General features: G+C 71.0%; 21 protein-coding genes. 16 read left to right on the top strand and 5 right to left on the bottom strand.

The annotated features are described in order from the left end of the window. Positions 1 to 111 precede the first annotated feature (111 nt). Positions 112 to 273 carry a hypothetical protein gene (locus tag ACGFR9_RS11675; protein WP_393206335.1) on the top strand — a complete coding sequence of 54 codons (162 nt, stop codon included), beginning with the start codon at positions 112 to 114 and terminating at the stop codon, positions 271 to 273. 44 nt (positions 274 to 317) lie between these two features. Then, a complete protein-coding gene (locus ACGFR9_RS11670; protein ID WP_393205860.1) occupies positions 318 to 1,823 on the top strand; it encodes an alpha-N-arabinofuranosidase in 1,506 nt (501 codons plus the stop codon). A 16-nt stretch (positions 1,824 to 1,839) separates the two neighbouring features. Here the strand turns inward: ACGFR9_RS11670 and ACGFR9_RS11665 are convergent, their stop codons facing one another. After that, entirely contained in the window at positions 1,840 to 4,584 is a 2,745-nt protein-coding gene (locus tag ACGFR9_RS11665) for a beta-galactosidase (protein WP_393205857.1), read from the bottom strand. Positions 4,585 to 4,868: 284 nt separating this feature from the next. Here ACGFR9_RS11665 and ACGFR9_RS11660 point away from each other — a divergent pair, with 284 nt between their 5' ends. The 3 genes from ACGFR9_RS11660 (at position 4,869) to ACGFR9_RS11650 (ending at position 7,068) form a co-directional block, all read left to right on the top strand. Continuing rightward, positions 4,869 to 5,519: a DUF4360 domain-containing protein gene (locus ACGFR9_RS11660; protein WP_393205854.1), complete on the top strand. Its 651-nt coding sequence runs from the start codon at positions 4,869 to 4,871 to the stop codon at positions 5,517 to 5,519. 194 nt (positions 5,520 to 5,713) lie between these two features. Beyond that, on the top strand, positions 5,714 to 6,691 hold the full coding sequence (locus ACGFR9_RS11655) for an arabinan endo-1,5-alpha-L-arabinosidase (protein WP_393205851.1): 978 nt from the start codon (positions 5,714 to 5,716) through the stop codon (positions 6,689 to 6,691). Next, entirely contained in the window at positions 6,673 to 7,068 is a 396-nt protein-coding gene (locus ACGFR9_RS11650) for a family 43 glycosylhydrolase (protein ID WP_393205848.1), read from the top strand. Before ACGFR9_RS11655 ends, ACGFR9_RS11650 begins: the two co-directional genes overlap by 19 nt. Here the strand turns inward: ACGFR9_RS11650 and ACGFR9_RS11645 are convergent. The 4 genes from ACGFR9_RS11645 to ACGFR9_RS11630 all read right to left on the bottom strand — a co-directional run bounded on the left by ACGFR9_RS11645 (position 6,972) and on the right by ACGFR9_RS11630 (position 11,670). After that, positions 6,972 to 8,183, bottom strand: coding sequence for a helix-turn-helix domain-containing protein (locus ACGFR9_RS11645; protein WP_030218202.1), 1,212 nt, complete (start codon positions 8,181 to 8,183; stop codon positions 6,972 to 6,974). The two genes, ACGFR9_RS11650 and ACGFR9_RS11645, sit on opposite strands and share 97 nt — an antisense overlap. Before the next feature lie 215 nt (positions 8,184 to 8,398). After that, entirely contained in the window at positions 8,399 to 9,340 is a 942-nt protein-coding gene (locus ACGFR9_RS11640) for a hypothetical protein (protein WP_311710086.1), read from the bottom strand. A 31-nt stretch (positions 9,341 to 9,371) separates the two neighbouring features. Further along, on the bottom strand, positions 9,372 to 10,940 hold the full coding sequence (locus ACGFR9_RS11635; protein WP_393205844.1) for a DUF6801 domain-containing protein: 1,569 nt from the start codon (positions 10,938 to 10,940) through the stop codon (positions 9,372 to 9,374). Positions 10,941 to 11,037: 97 nt separating this feature from the next. Beyond that, the gene (locus tag ACGFR9_RS11630) at positions 11,038 to 11,670 is read right to left on the bottom strand and encodes a hypothetical protein (RefSeq protein WP_030218210.1); all 633 of its coding nucleotides are present in this window, start codon (positions 11,668 to 11,670) and stop codon (positions 11,038 to 11,040) included. Between the two features lie 649 nt (positions 11,671 to 12,319). On the opposite strand from ACGFR9_RS11630, the gene ACGFR9_RS11625 reads away from it, so the two are divergent. Genes ACGFR9_RS11625 through ACGFR9_RS11575 form a run of 11 tightly spaced genes read left to right on the top strand, consistent with a single transcriptional unit; the run spans position 12,320 to position 22,830 of the window. Beyond that, positions 12,320 to 13,324, top strand: a complete 1,005-nt coding sequence (locus ACGFR9_RS11625; protein ID WP_030218212.1) for an ABC transporter ATP-binding protein — start codon at positions 12,320 to 12,322, stop codon at positions 13,322 to 13,324. Continuing rightward, positions 13,321 to 14,085 carry an ABC transporter permease gene (locus ACGFR9_RS11620; RefSeq protein ID WP_030218221.1) on the top strand — a complete coding sequence of 255 codons (765 nt, stop codon included), beginning with the start codon at positions 13,321 to 13,323 and terminating at the stop codon, positions 14,083 to 14,085. Before ACGFR9_RS11625 ends, ACGFR9_RS11620 begins: the two co-directional genes overlap by 4 nt. Positions 14,086 to 14,091: 6 nt before the next feature. Beyond that, on the top strand, positions 14,092 to 14,898 hold the full coding sequence (locus ACGFR9_RS11615; RefSeq protein WP_030218224.1) for an ABC transporter permease: 807 nt from the start codon (positions 14,092 to 14,094) through the stop codon (positions 14,896 to 14,898). A gap of 1 nt (position 14,899) precedes the next feature. Continuing rightward, positions 14,900 to 16,156, top strand: a complete 1,257-nt coding sequence (locus ACGFR9_RS11610) for an MCE family protein (protein WP_030218227.1) — start codon at positions 14,900 to 14,902, stop codon at positions 16,154 to 16,156. Further along, entirely contained in the window at positions 16,153 to 17,217 is a 1,065-nt protein-coding gene (locus ACGFR9_RS11605; protein ID WP_030218230.1) for an MCE family protein, read from the top strand. Before ACGFR9_RS11610 ends, ACGFR9_RS11605 begins: the two co-directional genes overlap by 4 nt. Continuing rightward, on the top strand, positions 17,214 to 18,254 hold the full coding sequence (locus ACGFR9_RS11600; RefSeq protein ID WP_393205837.1) for an MCE family protein: 1,041 nt from the start codon (positions 17,214 to 17,216) through the stop codon (positions 18,252 to 18,254). Before ACGFR9_RS11605 ends, ACGFR9_RS11600 begins: the two co-directional genes overlap by 4 nt. After that, a complete protein-coding gene (locus tag ACGFR9_RS11595) occupies positions 18,254 to 19,276 on the top strand; it encodes an MCE family protein (protein WP_030218236.1) in 1,023 nt (340 codons plus the stop codon). The genes ACGFR9_RS11600 and ACGFR9_RS11595 overlap by 1 nt, the downstream gene beginning before the upstream one ends. After that, complete coding sequence (locus ACGFR9_RS11590) at positions 19,273 to 20,469, top strand: MCE family protein (RefSeq protein WP_030218237.1); 1,197 nt, start codon at positions 19,273 to 19,275, stop codon at positions 20,467 to 20,469. Before ACGFR9_RS11595 ends, ACGFR9_RS11590 begins: the two co-directional genes overlap by 4 nt. Further along, entirely contained in the window at positions 20,466 to 21,722 is a 1,257-nt protein-coding gene (locus ACGFR9_RS11585; protein ID WP_030218238.1) for an MCE family protein, read from the top strand. Before ACGFR9_RS11590 ends, ACGFR9_RS11585 begins: the two co-directional genes overlap by 4 nt. After that, on the top strand, positions 21,719 to 22,234 hold the full coding sequence (locus ACGFR9_RS11580) for a hypothetical protein (RefSeq protein ID WP_311641377.1): 516 nt from the start codon (positions 21,719 to 21,721) through the stop codon (positions 22,232 to 22,234). The genes ACGFR9_RS11585 and ACGFR9_RS11580 overlap by 4 nt, the downstream gene beginning before the upstream one ends. Further along, positions 22,231 to 22,830, top strand: a complete 600-nt coding sequence (locus ACGFR9_RS11575) for a hypothetical protein (RefSeq protein ID WP_393205832.1) — start codon at positions 22,231 to 22,233, stop codon at positions 22,828 to 22,830. Before ACGFR9_RS11580 ends, ACGFR9_RS11575 begins: the two co-directional genes overlap by 4 nt. The last annotated feature ends 4 nt before the right edge of the window (positions 22,831 to 22,834 follow it).

The following is a 22,834-nucleotide window of genomic DNA, read 5'->3' as shown; positions in this document are numbered from 1 at the left end:
GTCCCGCTGTGAGTTCTTGTGCGAACCATTGACGCGTCCGCGCATCACCCTTACCTTCCGTTCGAAGTTACGGGCGTTATTCGACATATCGAACGACGGATGGGACAGGGCATGGGACAACCCGGCCTGGATCGCAGGCAACTCCTCGCCGCACTCGGCGGGTTGACCGTCGCGGGAAGCTTCGGCTTTGCGGCGCTCGGAACCGGGGCCGACGCGCTCGCCTCCGGCGCGGACAGGTGGCTGCTGCGCAACCGTGAGGGCGGCGGCCGATGACCACCGCCGCACACCGCACGGAAACCCCCCTTCGGAAGGCGTATATGCGAACCGCCCGTTTCACCCTGGACCCCGCGTTCACCATCGGTGAGGTGAACCCCCGCCTCTTCGGATCGTTCGTGGAACACCTCGGCCGCTGCGTATACACCGGCATCTTCGAACCGGACCACCCCACCGCGGACGAGGCGGGCCTCCGCCAGGACGTCCTCGACCTGGTCAGGGAACTGGGCGTCACCACCATCCGCTACCCCGGCGGCAACTTCGTCTCGGGCTACAAGTGGGAGGACTCCGTAGGCCCCGTGGACGCCCGCCCCCGCCGCCTCGACCTCGCCTGGCGCTCCACGGAGACCAACCGCTTCGGCCTCTCCGAATACATCGCGTTCCTGAGGAGGATCGGCCCCCGGGCCGAGCCCATGATGGCCCTGAACCTCGGCACCCGGGGCGTCGCGGAGGCCCTGGAGCTCCAGGAGTACGCCAACCACCCCTCCGGCACGGCCCTCTCGGACCTGCGCGTGGAGCACGGCGACAAGGACCCGTTCGGCATCCGCCTGTGGTGTCTCGGCAACGAGATGGACGGCCCCTGGCAGACCGGTCACAAGACCGCCGAGGAGTACGGCCGTATCGCCGCCGAGACGGCCCGCGCCATGCGCCAGATCGACCCGGACGTCGAACTCGTCGCCTGCGGCTCCTCCGGTCAGTCCATGGAGACGTTCGCCGAGTGGGAGGCGACGGTCCTCGAGGAGACGTACGACCTGGTCGACCACATCTCCCTGCACGCCTACTACGAGCCGCTCGACGGTGACGTCGACTCCTTCCTCGCCTCCGCCGTCGACATGGAGTCCTTCATCGAGAACGTGGTCGCCACCTGCGACCACGTCGGTGCCCGCCTCAAGTCGAAGAAGAGGATCGACCTCTCCTTCGACGAGTGGAACGTCTGGTATCTGTCCCGTACCCAGGCCCAGGTCAGTGCCCTGGACTGGCCCGAGGCCCCGCGTCTGCTGGAGGACAACTACAGCGTCACCGACGCCGTCGTCTTCGGCTCGCTGCTCATCGCGCTGCTCCGGCACGCGGACCGGGTCACCGTCGCCTGCCTCGCCCAGCTCGTCAACGTGATCGCCCCGATCATGACGGAACCGGGCGGCCCGGCCTGGCGGCAGACGACGTTCTTCCCCTTCTCCCAGGCCTCGGCATACGGCCGGGGCGAGGTGCTGGACGTACGGGTGGACTCACCGACGTACGAGACGAGGAAGTACGGTGCGGCCGACCTGCTGCACGCCACCGCCGTACGCGCCGAGGACGGCACGGTCACGGTGTTCGCCGTCAACCGCTCGCGTACGGAGGCCCTTCCGCTGGAGGTCGCGCTGAGCGGTCTGCGGCTGACGGAGGTCGTCGGGCACAGCGCCCTCGCGGACGACGACCCCGACGCCCGCAACACCCTCGCCGAGCCCGAGCGGGTCACCCCGCACCCGGTCGACGGCACCACGCTGGAGAACGGCCTGCTCGGCGCCGTACTGGAGCCGCTGTCCTGGAACGTGATCCGGCTGGCGTAGCCGACCGGCGGTGGGCTCACCCCCTCCCCGGTGAGTCCACCGCCTTCACCGGAACACCGCCCCGCGCGGCGCCCAGCAGCGTCAGGCGCACCTCGCGCGGGCCCGAGAGGGTGGTGCCGTCGGCCAGTACCGCCAGGGCCAGTGTGTTGGCGCCCCGTGTGCGCAGAATCCCGTTCGGCAGGACGAAGGTGTGCTGCGGGCCCACATCGTTGAGGTACTGGCCCAGGTTCCAGCCGTTGAGGAAGATCTGGGCCCGGTAGGCGCGCTCCGGGTCGTCGTCGAGGGTGAGCCCGATCGACGCGTCCACGTCGGCGGGTACGTCCAGCCGGAACTCCGTCCGGTACCAGGCCACCCCCTGCCGCCGCTCCCGCCGGGGGAACTCGACGGCCCGCCAGCCGCGGTCGTCGAAGCCGGGCAGATGCCAGCCGTTCCGTTCGCCGTGCAGGCCGCCGTTGTTGAGCGGTCCGCGCACCCGGTCCGGCGCGGTGGCGCCCTGGAGCCGCCACTCGACGCTCCGGGAGCGGCCCCCGAACCCGACGGCCACGAGGCCCCGCGCGGCCTTGTGACCGTCCTTCGCCCGCGCGTCCCCGTCGTGCCCCATCGGCCGTACGAGCACGGACAGCACATGCCCGCCCCGCTCGCGCCGCTTCCCGGGCACCTCGAAGACGGCCGTCGCCGTCCGCGTGCCCTCGCCCTTCTCCGGCGCCGGCATACGGTGTGAGCCCAGCGGGCGCCCGTCCAGCCAGGCCATCAGCAGCCCGTGCGCACCGGCGCCGTAGGACAGGGACACGGACGTGACATCGCGGGTGTCCGTGAGCCGCCCCCGGTACCAGACGTCGCCGTAGTGGAAGCCGTAGTCGTCCGCGAAGAGCACGGGAGAGCCCTCGGGCACGGGTGTGGTGCTGTGCGACGAGGTGCGGTCGGCCACGGCCCACGCCGAGTCGTCGAAGTCCGGCTCGGACTCCGGGCTGCCGCCCCGCCGCCGCCAGCCGTCCAGCGCGGGCAGGGTCACGGTGGGCGCGTCCGGCATCATCCCCTCCATCACCAGGCTGCCGGACCGGCCGAGATACGTGCGCACCGGCTCCCCGTTCCAGGTGACGGAGGTGATCCCGGGCGGCCCCCACACCTCCACACCGGTCTCGGCCACGACATCGCCGACGAGGTGGACGGTGGAACCGCGCAGGGTGGCCGAGCGCAGCATCGCCGGACCGTAGACCAGCAGGGAGCCGGACGGGGTCTCGTACGGCCACAGGCGCAGCGCGGTCGCGTCGTCGGCGAACAGCAGCACCAGGGGGACGTCGGAGTCCCCGCCCTTGACCAGGACCCTGCTCAGCCCGCCCACGCCGAGCGGTGCGACGAGGTTCAGCCTGCCCCCGTCGTAGGACCACGCGGGTTCGGTGTCCGCGCGCAGGACCTCCGGCTGGACGTCGCAGTCCAGCGCCAGCTGTGCCTGCTCGCCGCTCCGGCCGACGAACACGGCGACGTCCAGCCGCCCGGTGGCCATCCTCAGCATCGGCTGCGCGGTGGTGTACGCCAGCTTGCGCCGGCCCAGTTCCAGCCCGGAGACGAGCAGTTTGGCGTCGTGCGGTGCCACCGTGACCGGCACCTCGATGCCGCTGTCCGGCAGCATCGAGCGGACCTGCTCGGAGGAGTCGTTGCGCACCACGTACACCTGGGCGCCGGTGTCCGGGTTGGTGAGGTGGCGGACCGTCAGCCGGCCGTCCGCCGCCCGGGTCCCGCCCGCCGGGTCCAGCCGGGCGAGGTCGGGCACGGTCCGCACCAGATGCCCGAACTGCTGGAGCGGGGCCATCTCCGCCGTGGGCCGGCGGCCCTCGTCGATGGGTGCCCCGCGCCCGTACGACGCGGGGGCGCCCGTTCCCGGCAGCCACCCCCACGACGTGCCGCCGAACACCGTACGGACGTTCTGCGCGGTGATCCCCCCGGCGAGGCCGGTCAGATGGTCGCGCCGCTCGTACCCGGCGTCGGAGCGGAAGCCCGGCGTCCGCGTGCCGTCCTCGGCGAGGCCGAAGCGCCCGTCCCCGTGGAACAGCGGTACGTCGATACGGTCGGCGCGCGCTGTGGCGTACAGGCGGGCCAGACAGGCCTGCCCGGCCGGGTCGCCGGCGGGGATGCCGTCCTCGAGCCGGTAGAGCAGTACGGTGCCGCCGCCCGCGGTGAACAGATGCCGGACGGCGATGGTGTTGACGGCGGTCAGCCATGCTTCGGCATGCCGCAGATACTCCGGATCGTCGGTCCGCGCGGTCCCGTCGACGGCCGTCAGCCATCCGGGGAGGCCCCCGGCGTCCACATCGGGGCCCAGGTGGGGACCGGGGCGCAGGATGACGTACAGCCGCTCCTCGGCGGCCGTGTCGAGGAACAGCCGCAGATCCCGTACTCCGGTGAAGTCGTACCGGCCGGGGGCGGGGGAGTGGTGGTTCCACGGCACCGACACGCTCACCGCGTTGTGCCCGTGGGCCCGCAGCTTCTGCAGGACGTCCCGCCACAGGGACGGGCTGGGCAGCCGGAAGGGGTCCATGCCGGCGGACCACAGCACCAGCCGGCGGCCGTCGACCAGCAGCGAGTACCCGTCGAAGCCGATCCGGTGCCGCCTTCCGTCCGCCCGTGGCGGAGGGGGCGGCGGGCCGGTCGGCACGCTGCGCGGTCCGCGCGGGCCGGTCGCCGCCCCGCCGCTGCCGGCCAGCGCGAGACCGAGCGCCGCCGTGCCGGCCAGGGTGGTGAAGGTACGCCTGCTGAGCTCCAAGGGAGCGCCTCCTGCCGTGGTGCCGGTGGGCCATTGTCCATGAACCGGAACCCTTCCGTTCACACGGCGGTCCCGGTACGTCCCCTTGTGTCCCGGCGGTGCATGGCGGAAGTGAATGGCCGGAGTTCACCCTGTGCGCCGGTCGCGTCGCTCCCTACGATGCGGAACGCTCCCGGCCTTCACCGTACCTCCATGCCTCCTTCACAGGGTCGGGAGCGCACACGCCCGCACTATTGGCATGTGCATGACACTTCAACCAACCCCCCACCGAAGGACGGAGAACCATGGCTGGTGCACTGCTCCTGAGTGCGGCGGCGGCCACGCTCCTCACCGCCGCGTTACCCGCGCACAACCCGGCGACCGGTTTCGAGGACCCGCCGCCGGACAAGATCGTCATCAAGGTCGCCACGGTGAACGGTTCCGGTTGCCCCCAGGGCACCGCCGCGGTCGCCGTCTCCGCGGACAACACCGCGTTCACCGTGACGTACAGCGACTACCTCGCCCAGGCCGGCGGGAACTCCGGTCCCACGGACTTCCGCAAGAACTGCCAGCTCAGCCTGCTCGTGCACGTCCCCGCGGGCTTCACCTACGCCATCGCCAGCGCCGACTACCGGGGCTTCGCCTCGCTCCAGTCCGGCGCGAAGGGCACCCAGAGGGCGTCGTACTACTTCCAGGGCTCCCCGAACACCGAGTACCGCAGCCATCCGTTCACGGGCCCGTACGACGACAACTGGCAGGCCACGGACGAGACCGACTGGGCCCAGCTGGTCTACGCGCCCTGTGGAGTCCAGCGCAACTTCAACATCAACACGGAGCTGCGGGTGAGCGCCGGCTCCACGTCCCCGGACGACGTCAGCTTCATGACGATGGACTCCACGGACGGCGACATCAGCACGGTGTACCACCTCGCCTGGCAGGAGTGCCCGCAGGAGTGACACCCGGCAGGGCCCAGGGGGCGGGCGGGCCGGCGGGTCCGTCCGCCCCGTGGGTTCTCCGGCCGGGCGGCGGGTGCCGGGTCCGCACGGGTCATTGACGCGCAAGTGGTTCGATTCTACGGTCCGTTCGAACTTGCGATCGCCGTTCGGGATTCCGAACGGCACCGTCACCCCCACCGCAAGGAGAACCCCGTATGAGCCGCATCCTCCGAAAGCGCACCGCGCTGCTCGCGCTCCCCACGGCCGCGCTGCTCGCCCTGATGCCGACCACCGCCTCGGCGTACCCCGACCCGGGCCGGGTCACCGGGTCCGTCGTCACCCACGACCCGTCGATGATCCGGACCCCCTCCGGGCAGTACCTGCTCTACGCGACCGGCGGCGGCATCTCCGGCAAGACCTCCACCGACCGCGTCGCCTTCGCCGCCGGCGCCGACGCGTTCTCGTCCCGCCCGGGCTGGTGGCGGACCTACTCCTCCGTGCCGGAGGCCTGGGCGCCGGACATCTCGTACCACGGCGGCACGTACCTGATGTACTACTCCGTCTCGAAGTTCGGCTCCAACACCTCCGCCATCGGCCTCGCCGGCTCGACCACCGGCCGGCCCGGCAGCTGGACCGACTACGGCACCGTCTACACCTCGAGCTCCTCCAGCGACTACAACGCCATCGACCCCAACCTGTTCGTCGACGACGACGGCACATGGTGGCTGTCCTTCGGCAGTTGGTGGACCGGCATCAAGATGATCCAGATCAACCCGTCCACCGGGAAGCAGCTCTCCTCCCACACCACCCGCTACTCGCTCGCCTCCCGCCCCACCGGGACGAAGGCCGTCGAGGCGCCGTTCGTCGTCAAGCGGAACGGTTACTACTACCTCTTCGCCTCGTACGACACCTGCTGCGCCGGCACCGGCTCCACCTACAAGGTCAAGGTCGGCCGCGCCACCGGCGTCACCGGTCCCTACCGCGACAGGAACGGCGTCGCGATGACGAACAACGGCGGCACGCCCGTCCTCGAGTCGCACGGCAGCGTCATCGGCCCCGGCGGCCAGTCGATCATGAACGACGTCGACGGGGACCTGATCGTCTACCACTACTACGACGGCAACGACAACGGCACCCCCAAGCTCGGCATCAACCTCCTGGACTGGAGCAGCGGATGGCCCGTCGCCTACTGACCCCGCCGGCCCCGCTGCTGCTCGCCCTCTCGCTCGGGCAGTCGTCCGCGCGGGCGGCCTCCTTCGCCAACCCCGTCAAGGCCCGGAAGGGCGCCGACCCGTGGCTCGTCCACCACGACGGCGACCACTACCTGATCAGCACGTCCTGGACCGACGTCATCACCGTCCGCCAGTCCCCCGCCCTCGGCGGCCTCGCCACCGCCCCCGGCGTGCAGGTGCGGAAGGGCGACGCGGCCTCCCGGTGCCGCACCATCTGGGCGCCGGAACTGCACGACCGGGGTCACTCGGGGCTGTCGTGGCCCCGCAGGTGGAGGGAGCGCAGCGCCACCTCGATGGCGAACCGGTGCTCGGGGTCGGCGAGCCGGTCGCCCAGATAGGTGTCCAGCATCCGCAGCCGGTAGCGGACGGTCTGCGCGTGCACGCCCAGGATCTCGCCGACCTGTTCGGCCGGCGCCCGGGTGGAGACGTGCACCCGCAGGGTCTCGACGAGCCGGTCGCGCCGGCGGGCCGGGAGTTCGTCGAGCGCGGCCAGTTCACGTGCCGCGACCCGGTCGACGAGGGCGTTGTCGGAGAGCAGCCACAGCGTCGTCAGATGGTCCTCGCAGCGGATCAGCGGGGCGTCGGCGATGACGTCGTCGTCGGCGAGCTGAAGCACCCGGCGGGCCCAGCGGACGGAGTCGGCCGCCTGGTTGAGCGGCACGGTCAGACCGATCGCGGCACGCGTGCCGGTCAGGGCCGTACGGAGCATGTCGAGGCGCTGCGGGGTGAGGTCCCCGGGGACGAGCAGATGCGGCTGCGGAATGTCCAGGTCGGCGAGGACGTCCCGGTCGAGTCCCGCCAGGATGTGCTCGGACGCCGGAGGCCGCAGGGCGACCAGGAAGCAGGAGCGGGGCAGCTCCCAGGCGGCGGTCTTGCAGAGCTCGGAGACGGTCGTGCGGGGCGGCGGCGAGGAGGAGAGCAGGGAGTGCAGTAACTGTCTGCGTAACGCGGACTCCTCGGAGGCGGCGCGCTCCCGTACCTCCGCGTATCCCTCGCGGGTGACCGACTCGAGTTCCTCGACATAGGCGAAGAGGGCGTCGGCGAAGGCGAGGATCAGGGCGGGGGAGAGGCTGTGCTGGCGGCCCACCGTCCTGGCCCGGCGCAGGGCGATACGGGCGCCGAGCCGGTAGGCGCCCTGGAGGACCTCCAGGTCCCGGCCCTCGTAGGCCTCCACCCGGCCGAATCTGCGCAGCAGTTCGTCCCGCAGCTCCGAGCTGCTGGCGGGGTCGGCCACCCGGTCCACGAAGGCGGTCAGCGCCTGCTCGACGCCCTGCCGGATCGCGTCCCCGTCGGGGCCGTTGAGCAGCCTGCCGTACACCGGGTAGGTGCGGGTGACCTCGGTCCGTATCTCGTTCAGCAGCCCGGGAAGCTGCGGGCGCATGAAGGCCGCGAACTGCCTGGGAAGCGGGTCGAGCGGTTCACCGAGCACCGGGGGACGCGCGCTTGAGGGCATGAGTGATCCCTTGCTCTCCGACATGTCCGGTGGGGCGGGCCGGCCGGGCCCCGCCCTTGTCGGGGCGGAACCCGGACCGGTCCGCCGGGGTTCACCGGCTTGGCAACCTGACGGTAAATCAACTTTGTTGTGTTGTACATCACTTGTGGAGGAATCGCGTCATGGTTGTGAGAGCCGGCTGCCGGGGCGGCTGCACGGTGCCGGTGCCGGGGTGGTCAGCGGTTCGCGGAGTGCCAGTTCTCCGAGAGGACCTTGCCGGCGTCGGGGGCGGCGGTTCCGGGGGCGTTGAGGCCGGTGAGGCTGGTTTGGGTGTTCTCCAGGGTCACACTGTTGTTCCCGGCGGCGGAGGGCAGTCCGGTCTTCGCGTTGACGGCGGCGTTGATCAGGCCGATGTTCAGGCCGCAGCCACTGGCGGCCGGGACCGCGAAGGTGCTGTCGTTCTGGGGGGCGCCGGTGAGGTCGATCCTGCTCATCTCGCCGGCCGGGTCGACGGTGCCGTCGCCGTCGAAGAAGCTCATGCCGAACGCCGGGAAGTCACGGTTCTCGGGGCGCAGCACGATCGGCTTGGCGGCCGTGCCGATGTAGCACTTGCTGCCGAGGAGCGGGTTCTCCAGGTGGATGCGGACCGGCAGGGCGACGATGGGCGTGTCCGTGAGGACGCCCGCGGTCTGGTCGAAGGCGTAGGGCGCGCCGACGGACTCCATGGTCGCGGTGATCTTGTTGAGGCTGGAGTTCTCCAGCGACTCGCACAGGCCCGTGATGACGAGGATGTCGCTCGGGCACATCAGGCCGAGCAGTCCGCCGGGCACGGTGGCGGGCTCGGCGACCAGCGCGCCGGAGGCCGGGGCGACCACCGTGCTGGTGCCGTCCGCGTTCTGCACGACACCGATCTGCAGATTGGTCTTCCCGGTCGTCACGACGGTGTCGCCCAGCTTGATGGAGCCGCTCGCCGAGGTGGAGACCACACACTGCGGGGTCCGCTCGAAGCCATCGGCGGCCAGCATCGCCGGGGCGTCCACGGGACAGCGGGTGAAGGGGGCCCACTCGCCGTTCAGCGCCGGGCCGGCGGCGGTCGCCGTGCCCAGGGAGGCGAAGGCGCCGAGCGCGGTCAGCGCGGAGACGGTGGCGAGCCGGGTGCGGGTACGGTTCGGGCGCATGGTGGTGGCCTTCCGTGAAGGGGGAGAGGGATCAGCGTTCGGCGGCCGGGATCTCGTAGGGCTGGAGGTCCTCGGTGCACTGGCCTTCGTTGGTGGGGCTCGGGAAGACGGGGGCGGCGATCGCGCACGTCTGGCCCTGGACCTGCTTGATGTAGTTGTCGGGACCGGAGACGGAGGCGGTGAGCAGGCGGTCCAGGTCCTCGACGCCGTTGCCGCAGCCGGTGAAGGCCGGGATGGTCGCCTTGCCGGACAGCACACCGCCGCTGAGGAGCAGATAGCCGGTGGCCGGCTCGCCGAGGATCTGCTCGCCCCGGCCGTACAGGACGAGGTGGTCGCCCGGGAAGGTCTGGGGGTCCGGGTCCTCGGACACGAGGGACGTCTCGGTCCGGCACTCGGGACCGACGTCCAGGGGTGTCCCGTTGACCTCGAGGTCCAGCACGTGCAGGACCACCGGGGCCCGGACATAGGTGTCCGTGACCGTGGTGAAGTCGATCATGCTCATCTTCATACGGGAGTCGATCCGTATGACGTCCGTCTGCTCCAGCACCATGGTGGCCGTCACCGGGGCGAAGTCGAAGGACAGGAAGGTCGCCTTGAACGGCGGTGTCTGCTTCCGCTCCTGATAGTGGAAGTTCGCCCACGACAGGGTGTCGAAGATCAGATACTCGGGGTCGGGGGGACCCATCTCGGGCAGCCCCTGCTCGATCAGGACGCAGGACGGCGGCAGATACGCGGCGCCCTTCAGCTTCTTCACGTTGGCGTAGCCGGTGACATAGGCGTTGAGCGACACGTCCGTGGGCGGGTGCTGCTCGTCGTAGCGGCACGGCGGTACGTCGTCGCGGTCGGGGGCGGTGCCGGGGGCGGGCTCCACCAGCTTCGGCGAGCGGTCGCCCTGGCGCTCCGGTGCCTCGTCCGCCGGTGCGCTCGGGGTCCCTGCCGGCCCGGACGGCGAGGGCGAGGCGCTCGCCCCGGGGGTCTGCGCGCCGACCGGTACGGTGGCCAGCAGGCCCTCCTTTGGCGCGTCTTCGGCGAGGACGCAGTCGACGGTCAGTGAGCCGGGGCCGGTGGCGGCCGGGTCCGCCGCGCCGAGCGCCAGGTCGAGGGCGAGGGCGCCGGCGGTGAAGGTCAGGTCGCCGTCGCTCTGCCCGGCCACCGAGGGGACGTCGCCCGTCGTGGTCAGGGTCAGCGGCCCGGACGCGGGAAGGGCGGCCGGTTCGGCGCTGCCGCGCCAGGTCGCCGTGGCCGTCGCCTCGTTCTGGGCGACACCGACCGCGAGCCGGGTCGCGGGCCGTACCTCCGCCGCGTCGCGCGCGACGAGATCCGCGACCGCCGCCTCCGGCAGTTCCAGCGTGACGGTGACGCCGTCCGGCGTGAACGCCTCCCCCTTGTCCGCCCGTTGGGGGAAGTCCGCCGAGATCCGTACCGTCGCCGGCTGCTGACCCGAGGGGAGGGCGCAGACGTAGGGGAGTTCGGCCTCGATCTCCTGAGGGCCCGTGGCGGAGGCCGTCGTCGGGATCAGGGCGGCCAGGACGACGAAGGCGGCGATCGACGTCGTACGGACCCGGGGCGGCCGGGGGGCGGCGGTGCGGTGGACCTTCATGCGACTCCGCTCGGACGGGATGCTGATGTCTGAGGACGCGGTACGGAGCCCGCGAACGCCCGGCCGGGGTCACCGGCCGGGCGGAACGGGGCGGGCCCTACGGGTTGGAGCCGACGATCGTCGGGATGGCGCCGGTGCCCGACTCCGTGACGGCGTAGTTGCCCTTGAAGGTGGGCTTGGTGTTGACGGTGACGATCGCCCCGCAGTTGACGGGGTTGCTGACCGTCAGCTCGCCCGCGGTGCTGTTGACCGCGAGGACGCCACTGGAGTTGGTGTAGGTGGCCGAGGCCTTGCCGGACACGGTGAACTTGCAGGCGCCGGCCGTCACATTGGCCGTGACGTTGCCGACGTGGCCCTTGGTGACACCGGTCGACGCGTTGTAGTCCACGGCGATGACGTCCCACGGGGTGACCGAGGTGGTGGTGACGTTGCCCAGCACACTGGTGCACGGCGAGCCGGAGGCACCGAAGTTCATGGTGTCGATGTCGGCGACGTCCCCGGGGTTGCCGGTGGCGCTGTTCATCACGCCGTCCGCGGTGGAGGTCGTGCAGGTCATCGGGATGGTGGCGGTCAGCACGATGTTGCCCACGTTCACGGCGTCGAACGAGGACGGCGAGGGGGTGACGGTCCACACGGTGGAGGGCACCGCGGTGGACGGGCCGGCGGCGAGACCCAGCGCGGACGCGGCCGCACACACCACGATCGCTGACCTTCTCATGCTCTTCTTCATGACTAGGGCTCCTTGAGGGTTGGCCTGCGGTGAGCCGTGACGTTACTCGCCGGAAACTTAGCCGAACAATGCGGCGGCCCATGATTCTTTGAAAAGGGGAACAAGCTGTTCCCGCCGTGAGTGATTCGCGGTTCCCGTTAGTCACGAGCTGCCAAGGCCGAAACTGTACGGCGAAGTCGGCCACTTTCTCCGGAAGTCGCCCGCGGTGGGGGTCGTCCGCTCACTCGGTGACAACATCGGGAGGGTTTTTTGTGTCCGCGGTGACAGGTTCCGGATGGCTGGAGTCGGTATCCCGGAAAACCTTGATTCCGGTGTTGCCCGCCGAGGTTACCCGGCCGTAACGTGCCGGTGTGGTGCTCGGTTCCAGGTCGGTGGCCCCCGTCGGCCGGAGCCATGACGGGCGCTTTCCGGCCCCACCCTCCATCGGGTCCGGCCGTCCGTCGGCGGGGTCTCACGGGTCCACACCCCCCGGAGCCGCGGGACCCTGCCCTGTCTCCCCGGAGACAAGTACGGGGCCGGTGGGTTGTGTGCGCGGTGACAAGTTCGGCGGGGCCGGCGGAGATCGCCGCCGCACCCGTTGTCAGTGCGCTCCGCACCGACTTAACGTGCGCCCGCGGCACCTGGCCGACCGACGTCCGCTGGAGGTGATATGGGAATCGAAGTAGTGGTCGAGGGTCTGACCAAGTCTTTCGGTAAGCAGAGCATCTGGCGGGACGTGTCACTCACTCTTCCGGCCGGCGAGGTCAGCGTGATGCTGGGCCCGTCCGGTACCGGGAAGACCGTTTTCCTGAAGTCGCTCATAGGGCTGCTCAAACCCGAGAAGGGCCGTGTCCTCATCAACGGGGTGGACATGGTGAACAGTCCCGAAAAGGATATCTACGAGACCCGTAAATTGTTCGGTCTCATGTTCCAGGACGGCGCCCTCTTCGGGTCGATGTCGCTATTCGACAACATCGCCTTCCCGCTGCGGGAACACACCCGCAAGAAGGAGTCCGAGATCCGCCGTATCGTCATGGAGCGGATCGAGGTCGTCGGGCTGCTGGGCGCGGAGGGAAAGCTTCCGGGAGAGATCAGCGGCGGTATGCGCAAGCGGGCCGGACTGGCCCGCGCGCTCGTCCTCGACCCGCAGATCATCCTGTGCGACGAACCGGACTCCGGGCTCGACCCGGTCCGTACCGCCTACATCTCCCAGCTGCTGATCGACCTGAACGCACAGCTCGACGCGACGATGCTGATCGTCACCCACAACCTCGACATCGCCGCCACCGTGCCCGACAACATGGGGATGCTCTTCCTGCGCCGACTCGTCACCTTCGGCCCGCGCGAGGTGCTGCTCACCAGCGACGAGCCGGTCGTGGCCCAGTTCCTGGGCGGCCGGCGCGAGGGACCCATCGGGATGTCCGAGGAGAAGGACGCGGCCACCCTCGCCGCCGAGGCGGGCGCCCTCGTCCCCGCCGCACCGCGGGTGATCGTGCCGCAGCTGGAGCCGTCGCCGGGCCTGCCGCCGCGTCAGGCCGTCACCCGCCGGCGTCAGCGTGTCATGGGAATGATCGACTCGTTGCCGCCGGCCGCGCGGTCCGCCATCCGGGACACCTACGCGAAGAACGCGCGGGCGGCCACCCTCACGATGCCCCCCGCCGGGAGCGGCGCGTGATCACCGGTGCCCTGCGGCAGACCGGCCGGCTCTTCGCGCTCGCCGCCGAGGTCACCCGTGCCGTCTTCCGAAGACCCTTCCAGTTCCGGGAGTTCGTGGAGCAGTTCTGGTTCGTGGCGAGCGTGACCATCCTGCCCGCCGCACTCGTGTCGATCCCCTTCGGCGCCGTGATCGCCCTCCAGGTCGGTTCCCTCACCGAGCAGCTGGGCGCCCAGTCGTTCACCGGGGGCGCCAGCGTCCTCGCCGTCGTCCAGCAGGCCAGCCCGCTCATCGTCGCCCTGCTGATCGCGGGCGCGGGCGGCTCGGCCATCTGCGCCGACCTCGGCTCCCGCAAGATCCGCGAGGAACTCGACGCCATGGAGGTCATGGGCGTATCGCCCGTGCAACGCCTGGTCGTGCCCCGGGTGCTGGCCGCCATGGGGGTCGCGGTGCTGCTCAACGGGCTGGTGTCCGTCGTCGGCATCCTCGGCGGCTACTTCTTCAACGTCATCATGCAGGGCGGCACCCCCGGCGCCTACCTCTCCAGCTTCTCCGCCCTCGCCCAGCTGCCCGACCTGTACATCAGCGAACTCAAGGCGCTGGTCTTCGGGTTCATCGCGGGGATCGTCGCCGCCTACCGGGGGCTCAACCCGCGCGGCGGCCCCAAGGGCGTCGGCGACGCCGTGAACCAGTCCGTCGTCATCACGTTCCTGCTGCTCTTCTTCGTCAACATGGTGATGACGGCCGTCTACCTCCAGATCGTCCCGCCGAAGGGAGGCTGAGGTCCGATGGCCTCCCCGCTCGTCTGGCTCGACCGCTCCGGTGACCAACTCCTTTTCTACGTCCGGGCCCTGCTGTGGATCCCGCGGACCCTGCGCCGCTATCTCAAGGAGGTGCAGCGCCTGCTCGCCGAGGTCGCCTTCGGCTCCGGCGGGCTCGGCGTCATCGGCGGCACCATCGGCGTGATGATCGCGATGACGCTCTTCACCGGGACCGTCGTCGGACTCCAGGGCTACGCGGCCCTCGACCAGATCGGCACCGCCGCGTTCACCGGATTCGTCTCCGCCTACTTCAACACCCGCGAGATCGCCCCCCTCGTCGCCGGACTCGCCCTCTCCGCGACCGTCGGCGCCGGCTTCACCGCCCAACTCGGCGCCATGCGCATCAACGAGGAGGTCGACGCGCTGGAGGGCATGGGCATCCGCTCCATGCCCTACCTCGTCACCACCCGCATCATCGCCGGGGTCGTCGCCATCATCCCGCTCTACGCCATCGGGCTGCTCTCCTCCTACGTCGCCTCCCGCTATGTGACCGTCCTGTTCAACGGGCAGTCCCGGGGGACGTACGACCACTACTTCAACCTCTTCCTCTCCCCGACGGACGTCCTGCTCTCCGTGCTGAAGGTACTGATCTTCAGCGTGATGGTGATCCTCGCCCACTGCTACTACGGCTTCCGCGCCTCGGGCGGCCCCGCCGGCGTCGGAGTCGCCGTCGGCCGCTCCGTGCGCAACGCGATCGTGCTGATCAGCGTCACCGACTTCTTCCTGTCGCTCGCCCTGTGGGGCGCGACCACGACCGTGAAGGTGGCGGGGTGAGATGAGCGGCCCCCGAGGAGAGACACTGCGCCACCGGCTGGCCGGGGTGGTGTTCGTCCTGGTTCCGGTCCTGCTGATCTGGCTGGCCGTCGCCGTCTACGACAAGGAGTTCACCGACTCCGACCCGGTGGTCGTCGAGACCGGCAGCGTCGGCAACCAGATGCACCCCGGCGCCGAGGTGAAGCTGCGCGGAGTCGTCGTCGGCGAGGTCCGCGCCATCGACGCCACCGGCGACGGGGCCCGCCTCACCCTCGCCATGAAGCCCGGCGCGCTGGACGACGTACCGTCCGACGTCCGCGCGCAGATGCTGCCGACCACGCTGTTCGGCGAGCGGTTCGTGGCCCTCGTACCGCCACCGGACCCGTCGGCCGAGACCCTGGCCGCCGGGGCCGTCGTCCCCCAGGACCGCTCCGAGAACGCCATCGAACTGCAGCAGGTCCTCGACGACGTCCTGCCGATGCTCACCGCCGTCCAGCCGCAGAAGCTCTCCGCCACCCTGTCGGCCGTCTCCCAGGCCCTGGAGGGCCGCGGGGACGAACTCGGCGAGACGCTGGCCCGCCTCGACCAGCACCTGGGGGAGTTCAACCCCCAGCTGCCCGCCCTCAACCGTGACCTCAAGGAACTCGTGAAGGTCAGCCATGTCTACGCGGACGCCGCGCCCGACATCATCACGGCGCTCACCGACTTCACCACCACCAGCGGCACCCTCGCCGAGCAGGAGGCCCGGCTCGCCGGCACCCTCGGCGCCACCACCCGGACGGCCGAGGACATGACGGCGTTCCTGCGGAAGAACGAGGACAACATCATCCGGCTCGGCGCCACGAGCCGGCCCACGCTGGAACTCCTCGCCGAGTACTCCGCCGCCTTCCCCTGCACCCTGCGCACCCTCGCCGAGTTCGTACCCGCGATGGACAAGGCCCTCGGCAAGGGCACCGGCCGGCCCGGCATCCACGTCGACCTCACCACCGTCCCCTCGCGCGGCGCCTACCGGCCCGGCGGCGACACCCCGGTCTACGGCTCCGGAGGCGGCCCCCGCTGCCCGTCGGTGCCCTACGTCGGCTCACTGCCCCGGCCCGCCGCGCCGGCCGCCACCCCGGCGGCCGGGCAGGACCTCGGACCCGCCAACTCCCCGTCCGAGAACGACCTCGTCAACGAACTCCTCGCCCCCGCCGCCGGGAAGAGCCCCGGCGACCTGCCCGACTGGAGCAGCCTCCTGGTCGGCCCCGTCTACCGCGGTACGGAGGTGACCCTCGGATGACCGCCGGCGACCACGCGCACACCCGGCGCCGCCCGCTGACCGGACCGCTGCTCAAGTCCCTCGCCTTCGTGGTGGTCACCGTCCTCGCCACCACCGTCCTGGGCCTGAGCGTCGCCGGCACCGGAGTCGACTCCGGTACCGGCACCACCACCTACAAGGCACTGTTCACCGACGTCACCGGACTCGTCGACGGCGACAGCGTACGGATCTCCGGGGTGGAGGTCGGCGAGGTCACCGACGTACGGGTGGTGCGACGGCGCACCGCCCAGGTCACGTTCACGGTCCGCGACGACCGCACCCTGCCCCGCTCGACCACGGCGGCCGTGAAGTACCTCAACATGGTCGGCCAGCGGTACGTCTCCCTCGACCGCGGCAGCGGCGACCTCACCGGCACCCTGGAGGCGGGCGGCACCGTCCCGCTGGACCGCACCACGCCCGCCCTCGACCTGACCCTGCTGTTCAACGGCTTCAAGCCGCTGTTCGAGGGGCTGTCGCCGAAGGACGTCAACGAACTCGCCGGTTCGATCGTGCAGGTGCTCCAGGGCGAGGGTGCCACCGTGGACAGCCTGATGCGCCACATCGGCTCCCTCGGTACGACGGTCGCCGCCAAGGACAAGGTGATCGGCGAGGTCGTGGAGAACCTCGGCACCGTCCTGGACACCCTCAACGACCGCGAGGACGGCTTCGACGACCTCGTCGTCACCCTCCAGGAACTCGTCAGCGGCTTCAACGAGGACCGCGAACCCCTCGGTAAGGCCGTCACCGCCATGAGCGAACTCACCACGGTCACCGCCGATCTCCTCGACGACGGACGCGAGCCCCTGAAGCAGGACATCCGCGAACTGGGCCGGCTCTCGACGAACCTCGGCGAACACACGCCGCAGATCGAGGACTTCCTCGAGAAGACCCCCGCGAAGATGACCGCGCTGGCCCGTCTGTCGTCGTACGGATCGTGGTTCAACCTCTACCTGTGCGAGGCGCGCGTGAGCGGAGTGACCACCTCCGACGGCTCCGAGCCGCCGACCGGGATCGCGGTCACCGAAGCGAGGTGCCGCGGATGAGACGCCCGCACATCAAGCCCGTGAAGGAACGCAACCCCGTCGCCGTCGGCGTCGTGGGGCTGGTCCTGATCACCCTGATCGGCCTGCTCGCCTACCACGTGGACCGGCTGCCGTTCGGCGGCGGCACCACCTACAGCGCCGACTTCTCCGAGGCCGCGGGACTGGGCGAGGGCGACGAGGTACGCATCGCGGGCGTCAAGGTCGGCAAGGTCACCGGCGTCGCGCTCGACGGCGCCAAGGTGAAGGTCACCTTCGAGGTCGAGGACGCCTGGCTCGGCGACCGCACCACCGCCGCCATCGCCATCAAGACCGTCCTCGGCGACAAGTACCTGGCCCTGGACCCGCTCGGCTCCGGCCGCCAGGACCCCGGCAGCCGCATCCCGCTCACCCGCACCACCTCCCCGTACGACGTCACGCAGGCGTTCCAGGATCTCAGCGGCACCGTCGACGACATCGACACCCGGCGGCTCGCGGAGAGCTTCGAGACCATCTCCGACACCTTCGAGAACTCCCCGCCGCACGTCCGTAAGGCCGCCACCGGACTGTCCGACCTGTCGAGAACCATCTCCGAACGCGACGCGAAACTCGCCGAACTCCTCAAGGGCAGCGCCACGTTCACCAAGACGCTGGAGAACAACAAGTCCGGCTTCGAGACCCTCATCGAGGACAGCGGCCCCCTGCTCGGCGAACTCCGCGACCGCCGCAGCGCCATCCGCGCCCTGCTCAAGGGCAGCCGCGACCTCGGCAGCGAACTCGGCGGCCTCGTCGAGGACAACGAGAAGCAGCTCGGCCCCACCCTCAAGGCCCTCGGCCGCGTCACCACCGTCCTGGAGAAGAACAACACCCAGCTCGGCAGGACCCTCGCACTGGTCGGCCCGTACTACCGCCTGGTCGGCAACACCGTCGGCAACGGGCGCTGGTTCGACAGCTATCTGTGCGGTGTCGTACCCCGCGACTACCTGCCCGCGGCCTCCCGGCCCGAGACCGGATGCCTGCCGCCGAAACAGCCGGCGGCGGCCCAGGGGAGCGGTGAGTGATGGCCCGACGCCGAAAGATCCTCACCGGGGTCCTCGCCCTCCTGGTGCTCGTCACCGGCGGCCTGGCCGCCGCCCGCGCGCTCGAGGCCGACGGCACCCGCCTCACCGCCTACTTCGACCGCGCCACCGGCGTCTACGCCGGCTCCGATCTGCGCATCCTCGGCGTACGCGTCGGCGAGGTGGAGTCGGTGCACCCGCGGGGCACCACCGTCCGCGTCGGCCTGCGCCTCGACGAGGGGGTGAAGGTCCCCGAGGGCGCGCGGGCCGTCGTCGTCGCGCCCAGCGTCGTCGCCGACCGCTATGTGCAGCTCACCCCCGCCTACAGCGAGGGCCCCGCCCTCGCCGACGGCGCCGTACTGCCCGCCTCCCGCAACCACCTCCCCGTCGAGATCGACCAGATCTACGACTCCCTCACCGACCTCAGCGACGCCCTCGGCCCCGACGGCGCCAACTCCGACGGCGCCCTGTCCGACCTGCTGAGGACCGGCGCCGACAACCTCGACGGCAACGGCGACGCCATCGGCGACAGCGTCGAGGAGTTCGGCAAGGCGGCCAAGACCCTCGACGGCAGCAGCGGCGACCTGTTCAAGACCCTCGGCAGCCTGCAGACCTTCACCACCATGCTCAAGGACAAGGACACCGACGTACGCACCGCGCAGGAACGCCTGGACGAGGTCGTCGGCTTCTTCGCCGACAACAAGGACGATCTCACCGGCGCGCTGGAGGAACTCGGCAAGGCCCTCGGCCGGGTCAAGACCTTCATCGAGGACAACCGGGGCGAACTGAAGGACAACGTCGACCGGCTCGTCCCCATCACCCGCACCCTGGTCGAGCAACGCGCCTCGCTGGCCGAGGCGCTGGACGTGGCCCCGCTGGCCGCGGGCAACATCGTGAGTGCCTACGACCCCGACACCCGCACCATCGACGGCCGCGCCAACCTCAACGAGATCAGCATGGGCGGCCCGCTGCTGCCGCTGCCCGTGACCGGTGCCGGTGACGGGACGAAGGGGGACGGCCGATGAAGCGCGTCGCGTTCACCGGCCGGGTGGCCGGCCTCACCGTGGGCGGACTGATCGCCCTCGGCCTCGGCTTCACCCTCGCCCTCGGCGCGGTCGCCGTGGGACCGCCGCGCTTCGACGGCATCGAGGACCTGCCACTGCCCGGCGGCGCCGACCTCGGCGACCACCCCTACACCGTCACCGCCGAACTCCAGGACGTGCTCAGCCTGGTCCCGCACGCCGCCGTGAAGGTCGGCGACGTCGACGTCGGCCGGATCACCCGTGTCGAACTCGGCCGCGACGACTGGTCCGCCCGCGTCACCATGGAGATCAACGGCGATGTACGGCTGCCCGCCGACGCCACCGCAAGGCTCGAACAGTCCAGCCTGCTGGGCGAGAAGTACGTCCAGCTCGCCGCCCCCGCCGAGGAGACCGGAGCGGGGAGGCTGACCGACGGCAGCGTCATCCCGCTGGACCGCACCAGCCGCACCACCGAGGTCGAGGAGGTGTTCGGCGCGCTGTCCCTGCTCCTCAACGGCGGCGGAGTCGGCCAGCTCAGGACCATCACCCGGGAGCTCAACGCGGCCCTCGGCGGCCGCGAACCCCGCATCCGCTCCGTGCTCAAGCGGATCGACGTCCTGGTGACCGACCTCGACGAGCACCGCGGGGACATCACCGACGCCCTCGACGCCGTCAACCGGCTCTCCTCCACCCTCGCCACCCGCAAGGACGACGTCGGCACCGTCCTCACCGGCCTCTCGCCCGGACTGAAGACGCTGGAGAAGCAGCGCGGCTCCCTGCTGACCATGCTGCGCTCCCTCGACACGCTCTCCGGCGTCGCCGTCACCACGATCAACGCGAGCAAGGACGACATGATCGCCGACCTCAAGGCCCTCGCGCCGACGCTGAAGGCGCTCGCCGACGCGGGCACGGACCTGCCCGACTCGCTCCAGGTGCTGATGACGTACCCGTTCACCGACGAGGTGCTGAACGGGGTGAAGGGCGACTACCTCAACGCGTATCTGAACATCGCCGCCGTACCGGGGACGCGGGTGATCCCGCCGGTCGTGGACGAGGAGACACCTGCTCCGACCGCGACCGCCACACCGCCGGGCGAGACGGGCAGGGGCGCGAAGAAGCGGCCCCCCTCGCCGCTGCCACTGCCCTCCGTCTCCGTCTCCGGGTCCGTGTCCGGGTCCGGGGGTGAACGCGGGTGATCACCCTCGCCGTACGGCTGAAGAACGTCGCCTTCCTCCTCATCGCCGTCCTCACCCTGTCGTTCCTCGGCATCCGGTACGCCGATCTCGGGCGGTACGTGGGCGTCGCCGACTACTACACGGTGGACGTCCACCTTCCGCGCACCGGCGGGCTCTTCACCCACTCCGACGTGACGTACCGGGGCGTCTCCGTGGGCCGGGTCGGTCCGATCGGGCTGACCGACGAGGGGGTCGTCGCCGAACTCCGTATCAAGAAGTCCGCGCCGCGTATCCCCGCCGACACCAAGGCCGTGGTCGCCGGGCTGTCCGCCGTGGGCGAGCAGTACATCGATCTGCGGCCCGAGAGCGACGGCTCCCCCTACCTCACCGACGGCACCCGCATCGAACAGGCCGACACCCAGGTGCCGGCCCCCGTCACCGACGTCCTCAGCAGCGTCGACGAGCTCGTGAGCTCCATGCCGCTGGAGGATCTGCGCACGGTCGTCGACGAGTTCGGCACAGCGTTCGACGGGCACGGCGACGACCTCCAGGCACTGATCGACAGCGGCGGCGACTTCGTCGAGGCCGCCGACCGCGCCCTGCCCTCCACCACGCTGCTCATCAACGACGGCGAGACCGTCCTGCGCACCCAGGCCCAGGAGGCCAAGGCCATCCGCGACTTCGCCACCGGGGCGGAGGAACTGGCCCGCGCCCTCAAGGGCTCCGACGCCGACCTGCGCCGCCTCCTCGCCGTCACCCCCGAGGCCGCCACCCAGGTCAGCGGACTGCTCCGGGACCTCGACCCGAGCCTCGGCGTCGTCCTCGCCAACCTCCTCACCACCTCCGAGGTCGCCGTCACCCGGCAGCGCGGCATCGAGGAACTCCTGGTGAAGTACCCGGCGGCCGTCTCCGCCGGAGCCACCGCCGTCGACGGAGGGAAGCTGAACCTCGGCATGGCCGTCACCTTCTTCGCCCCCCTGCCCTGCACCGACGGATACGGCGCCACCCGCTACCGCAACGGCCTCGACCTCGGCACCGCCCCCGCCCTCAACACCGGCGCGGCCTGCACCGCGCCCGCCTCCACCGGGGCGAACGTCCGCGGCTCGGGGAACGCCCCGAAGGGCGGCGCGGTACCCGAACCGGCCAGACCCGGCTCCCTGCCCTCGGGCAGCGGCGGGGCTGCCGGCCTTCCCGGCGCCCTCGCCCTGCCCGGACAGAGCGGCGAGGCACCGGACGACCTGTCCGGCCTCCTCCCCATCGGCGGTACGCGATGAGAAGGGCCCGGATCCTCACCGGAGCGGCGCTGGCGCTGGCGGTCGGTTTCTGCGGTACGGGAGCGTGGACGTACGCGCAGGCCCGTACCGACGACTCGCTCGCCTACGGCAGGGAGCGGGACGCCGCGCTCGCCGACGGGCGCGCGGGCATCGCGGCCCTCACCACGCTCGACGCCTCCACCCGGCAGCGCGCGGAGCAGGGCATTCGCGCCTGGCGCGCCGCCGCCACCGGGCCGCTGCGCGAGGAACTGGGCGGCACCGACGCCAAGGCCGGCACCTCGGCGCGCGGCACGGTCACCGAGGCCGCCGTCACCGCGCTCGACACCCGGTCCGGCACGGCCAAGCTCATCGCCACCGTCCGCGTCGAGATCACACCCGCCGGCACCGAGCGGCCGACCACCGACCGCAAACGCCTGGAGGCGGTCCTGGCCCGCACGGGCGACGGCGAGTGGAAGGTCAGGGCGTTGAACGCGGTACCGGTCGAGGCCGAGAAGGAGGGCGAGGACCGATGACGCCGACACGACTGCCGGGCGGGGACGTGCCGTTGGAGACCGAACCCGTCGAGACGGAGACCGGGCAGGAGTCGGCCGCGGAGGTGCCGGCCGGGCGGTTACGGCGAGCAGGTCTCGGCGTCCTGATCGCGGCGCTCGTCCTCGGCGGCGGCGGATTCCTGTACGGCGCCCACCAGTTGAGGTCGTCCGCGCCCGCACAGAACCAGGCGCTCACCGACACCGGAGCCACCACCCGAGTCGCCGGCGACGTCGGCAGCGCCCTCGCCCGGATCTTCTCCTACACACCGGACGGCACCGCGGCCGCCGAACGGTCCGCACGCACCGTCCTCGACGGCCGCGCCGCCCGCCAGTACGAAACCCTCTTCGCCCGGGTGCGCGACGACCTCACCGAACAGCGCGTCACCCTCAGCACCCGCGCCGTCCGCACCGGAGTGATCGAACTCGACGGCGACGAGGCCCACGTGCTGGTCTTCCTCGACCAGACCTCCCACAAGGGCGGCAGCAAGGGCGAGGTCACCACCGCGGCGGCCCAACTCAGCGTCACGGCACGGCTCGAGGGCGACCGGTGGCGGATCGTCGACATCAAGGCCCGCTGACCAT

Origin of the sequence: Streptomyces sp. NPDC048584, assembly GCF_043199595.1 — a bacterium.
Taxonomy (GTDB): Bacteria; Actinomycetota; Actinomycetes; order Streptomycetales; family Streptomycetaceae; genus Streptomyces; species Streptomyces edwardsiae.
The sequence above is the reverse complement of the archived record's forward strand: the minus strand, read 5'-3'. Positions and strand labels throughout refer to the sequence as shown.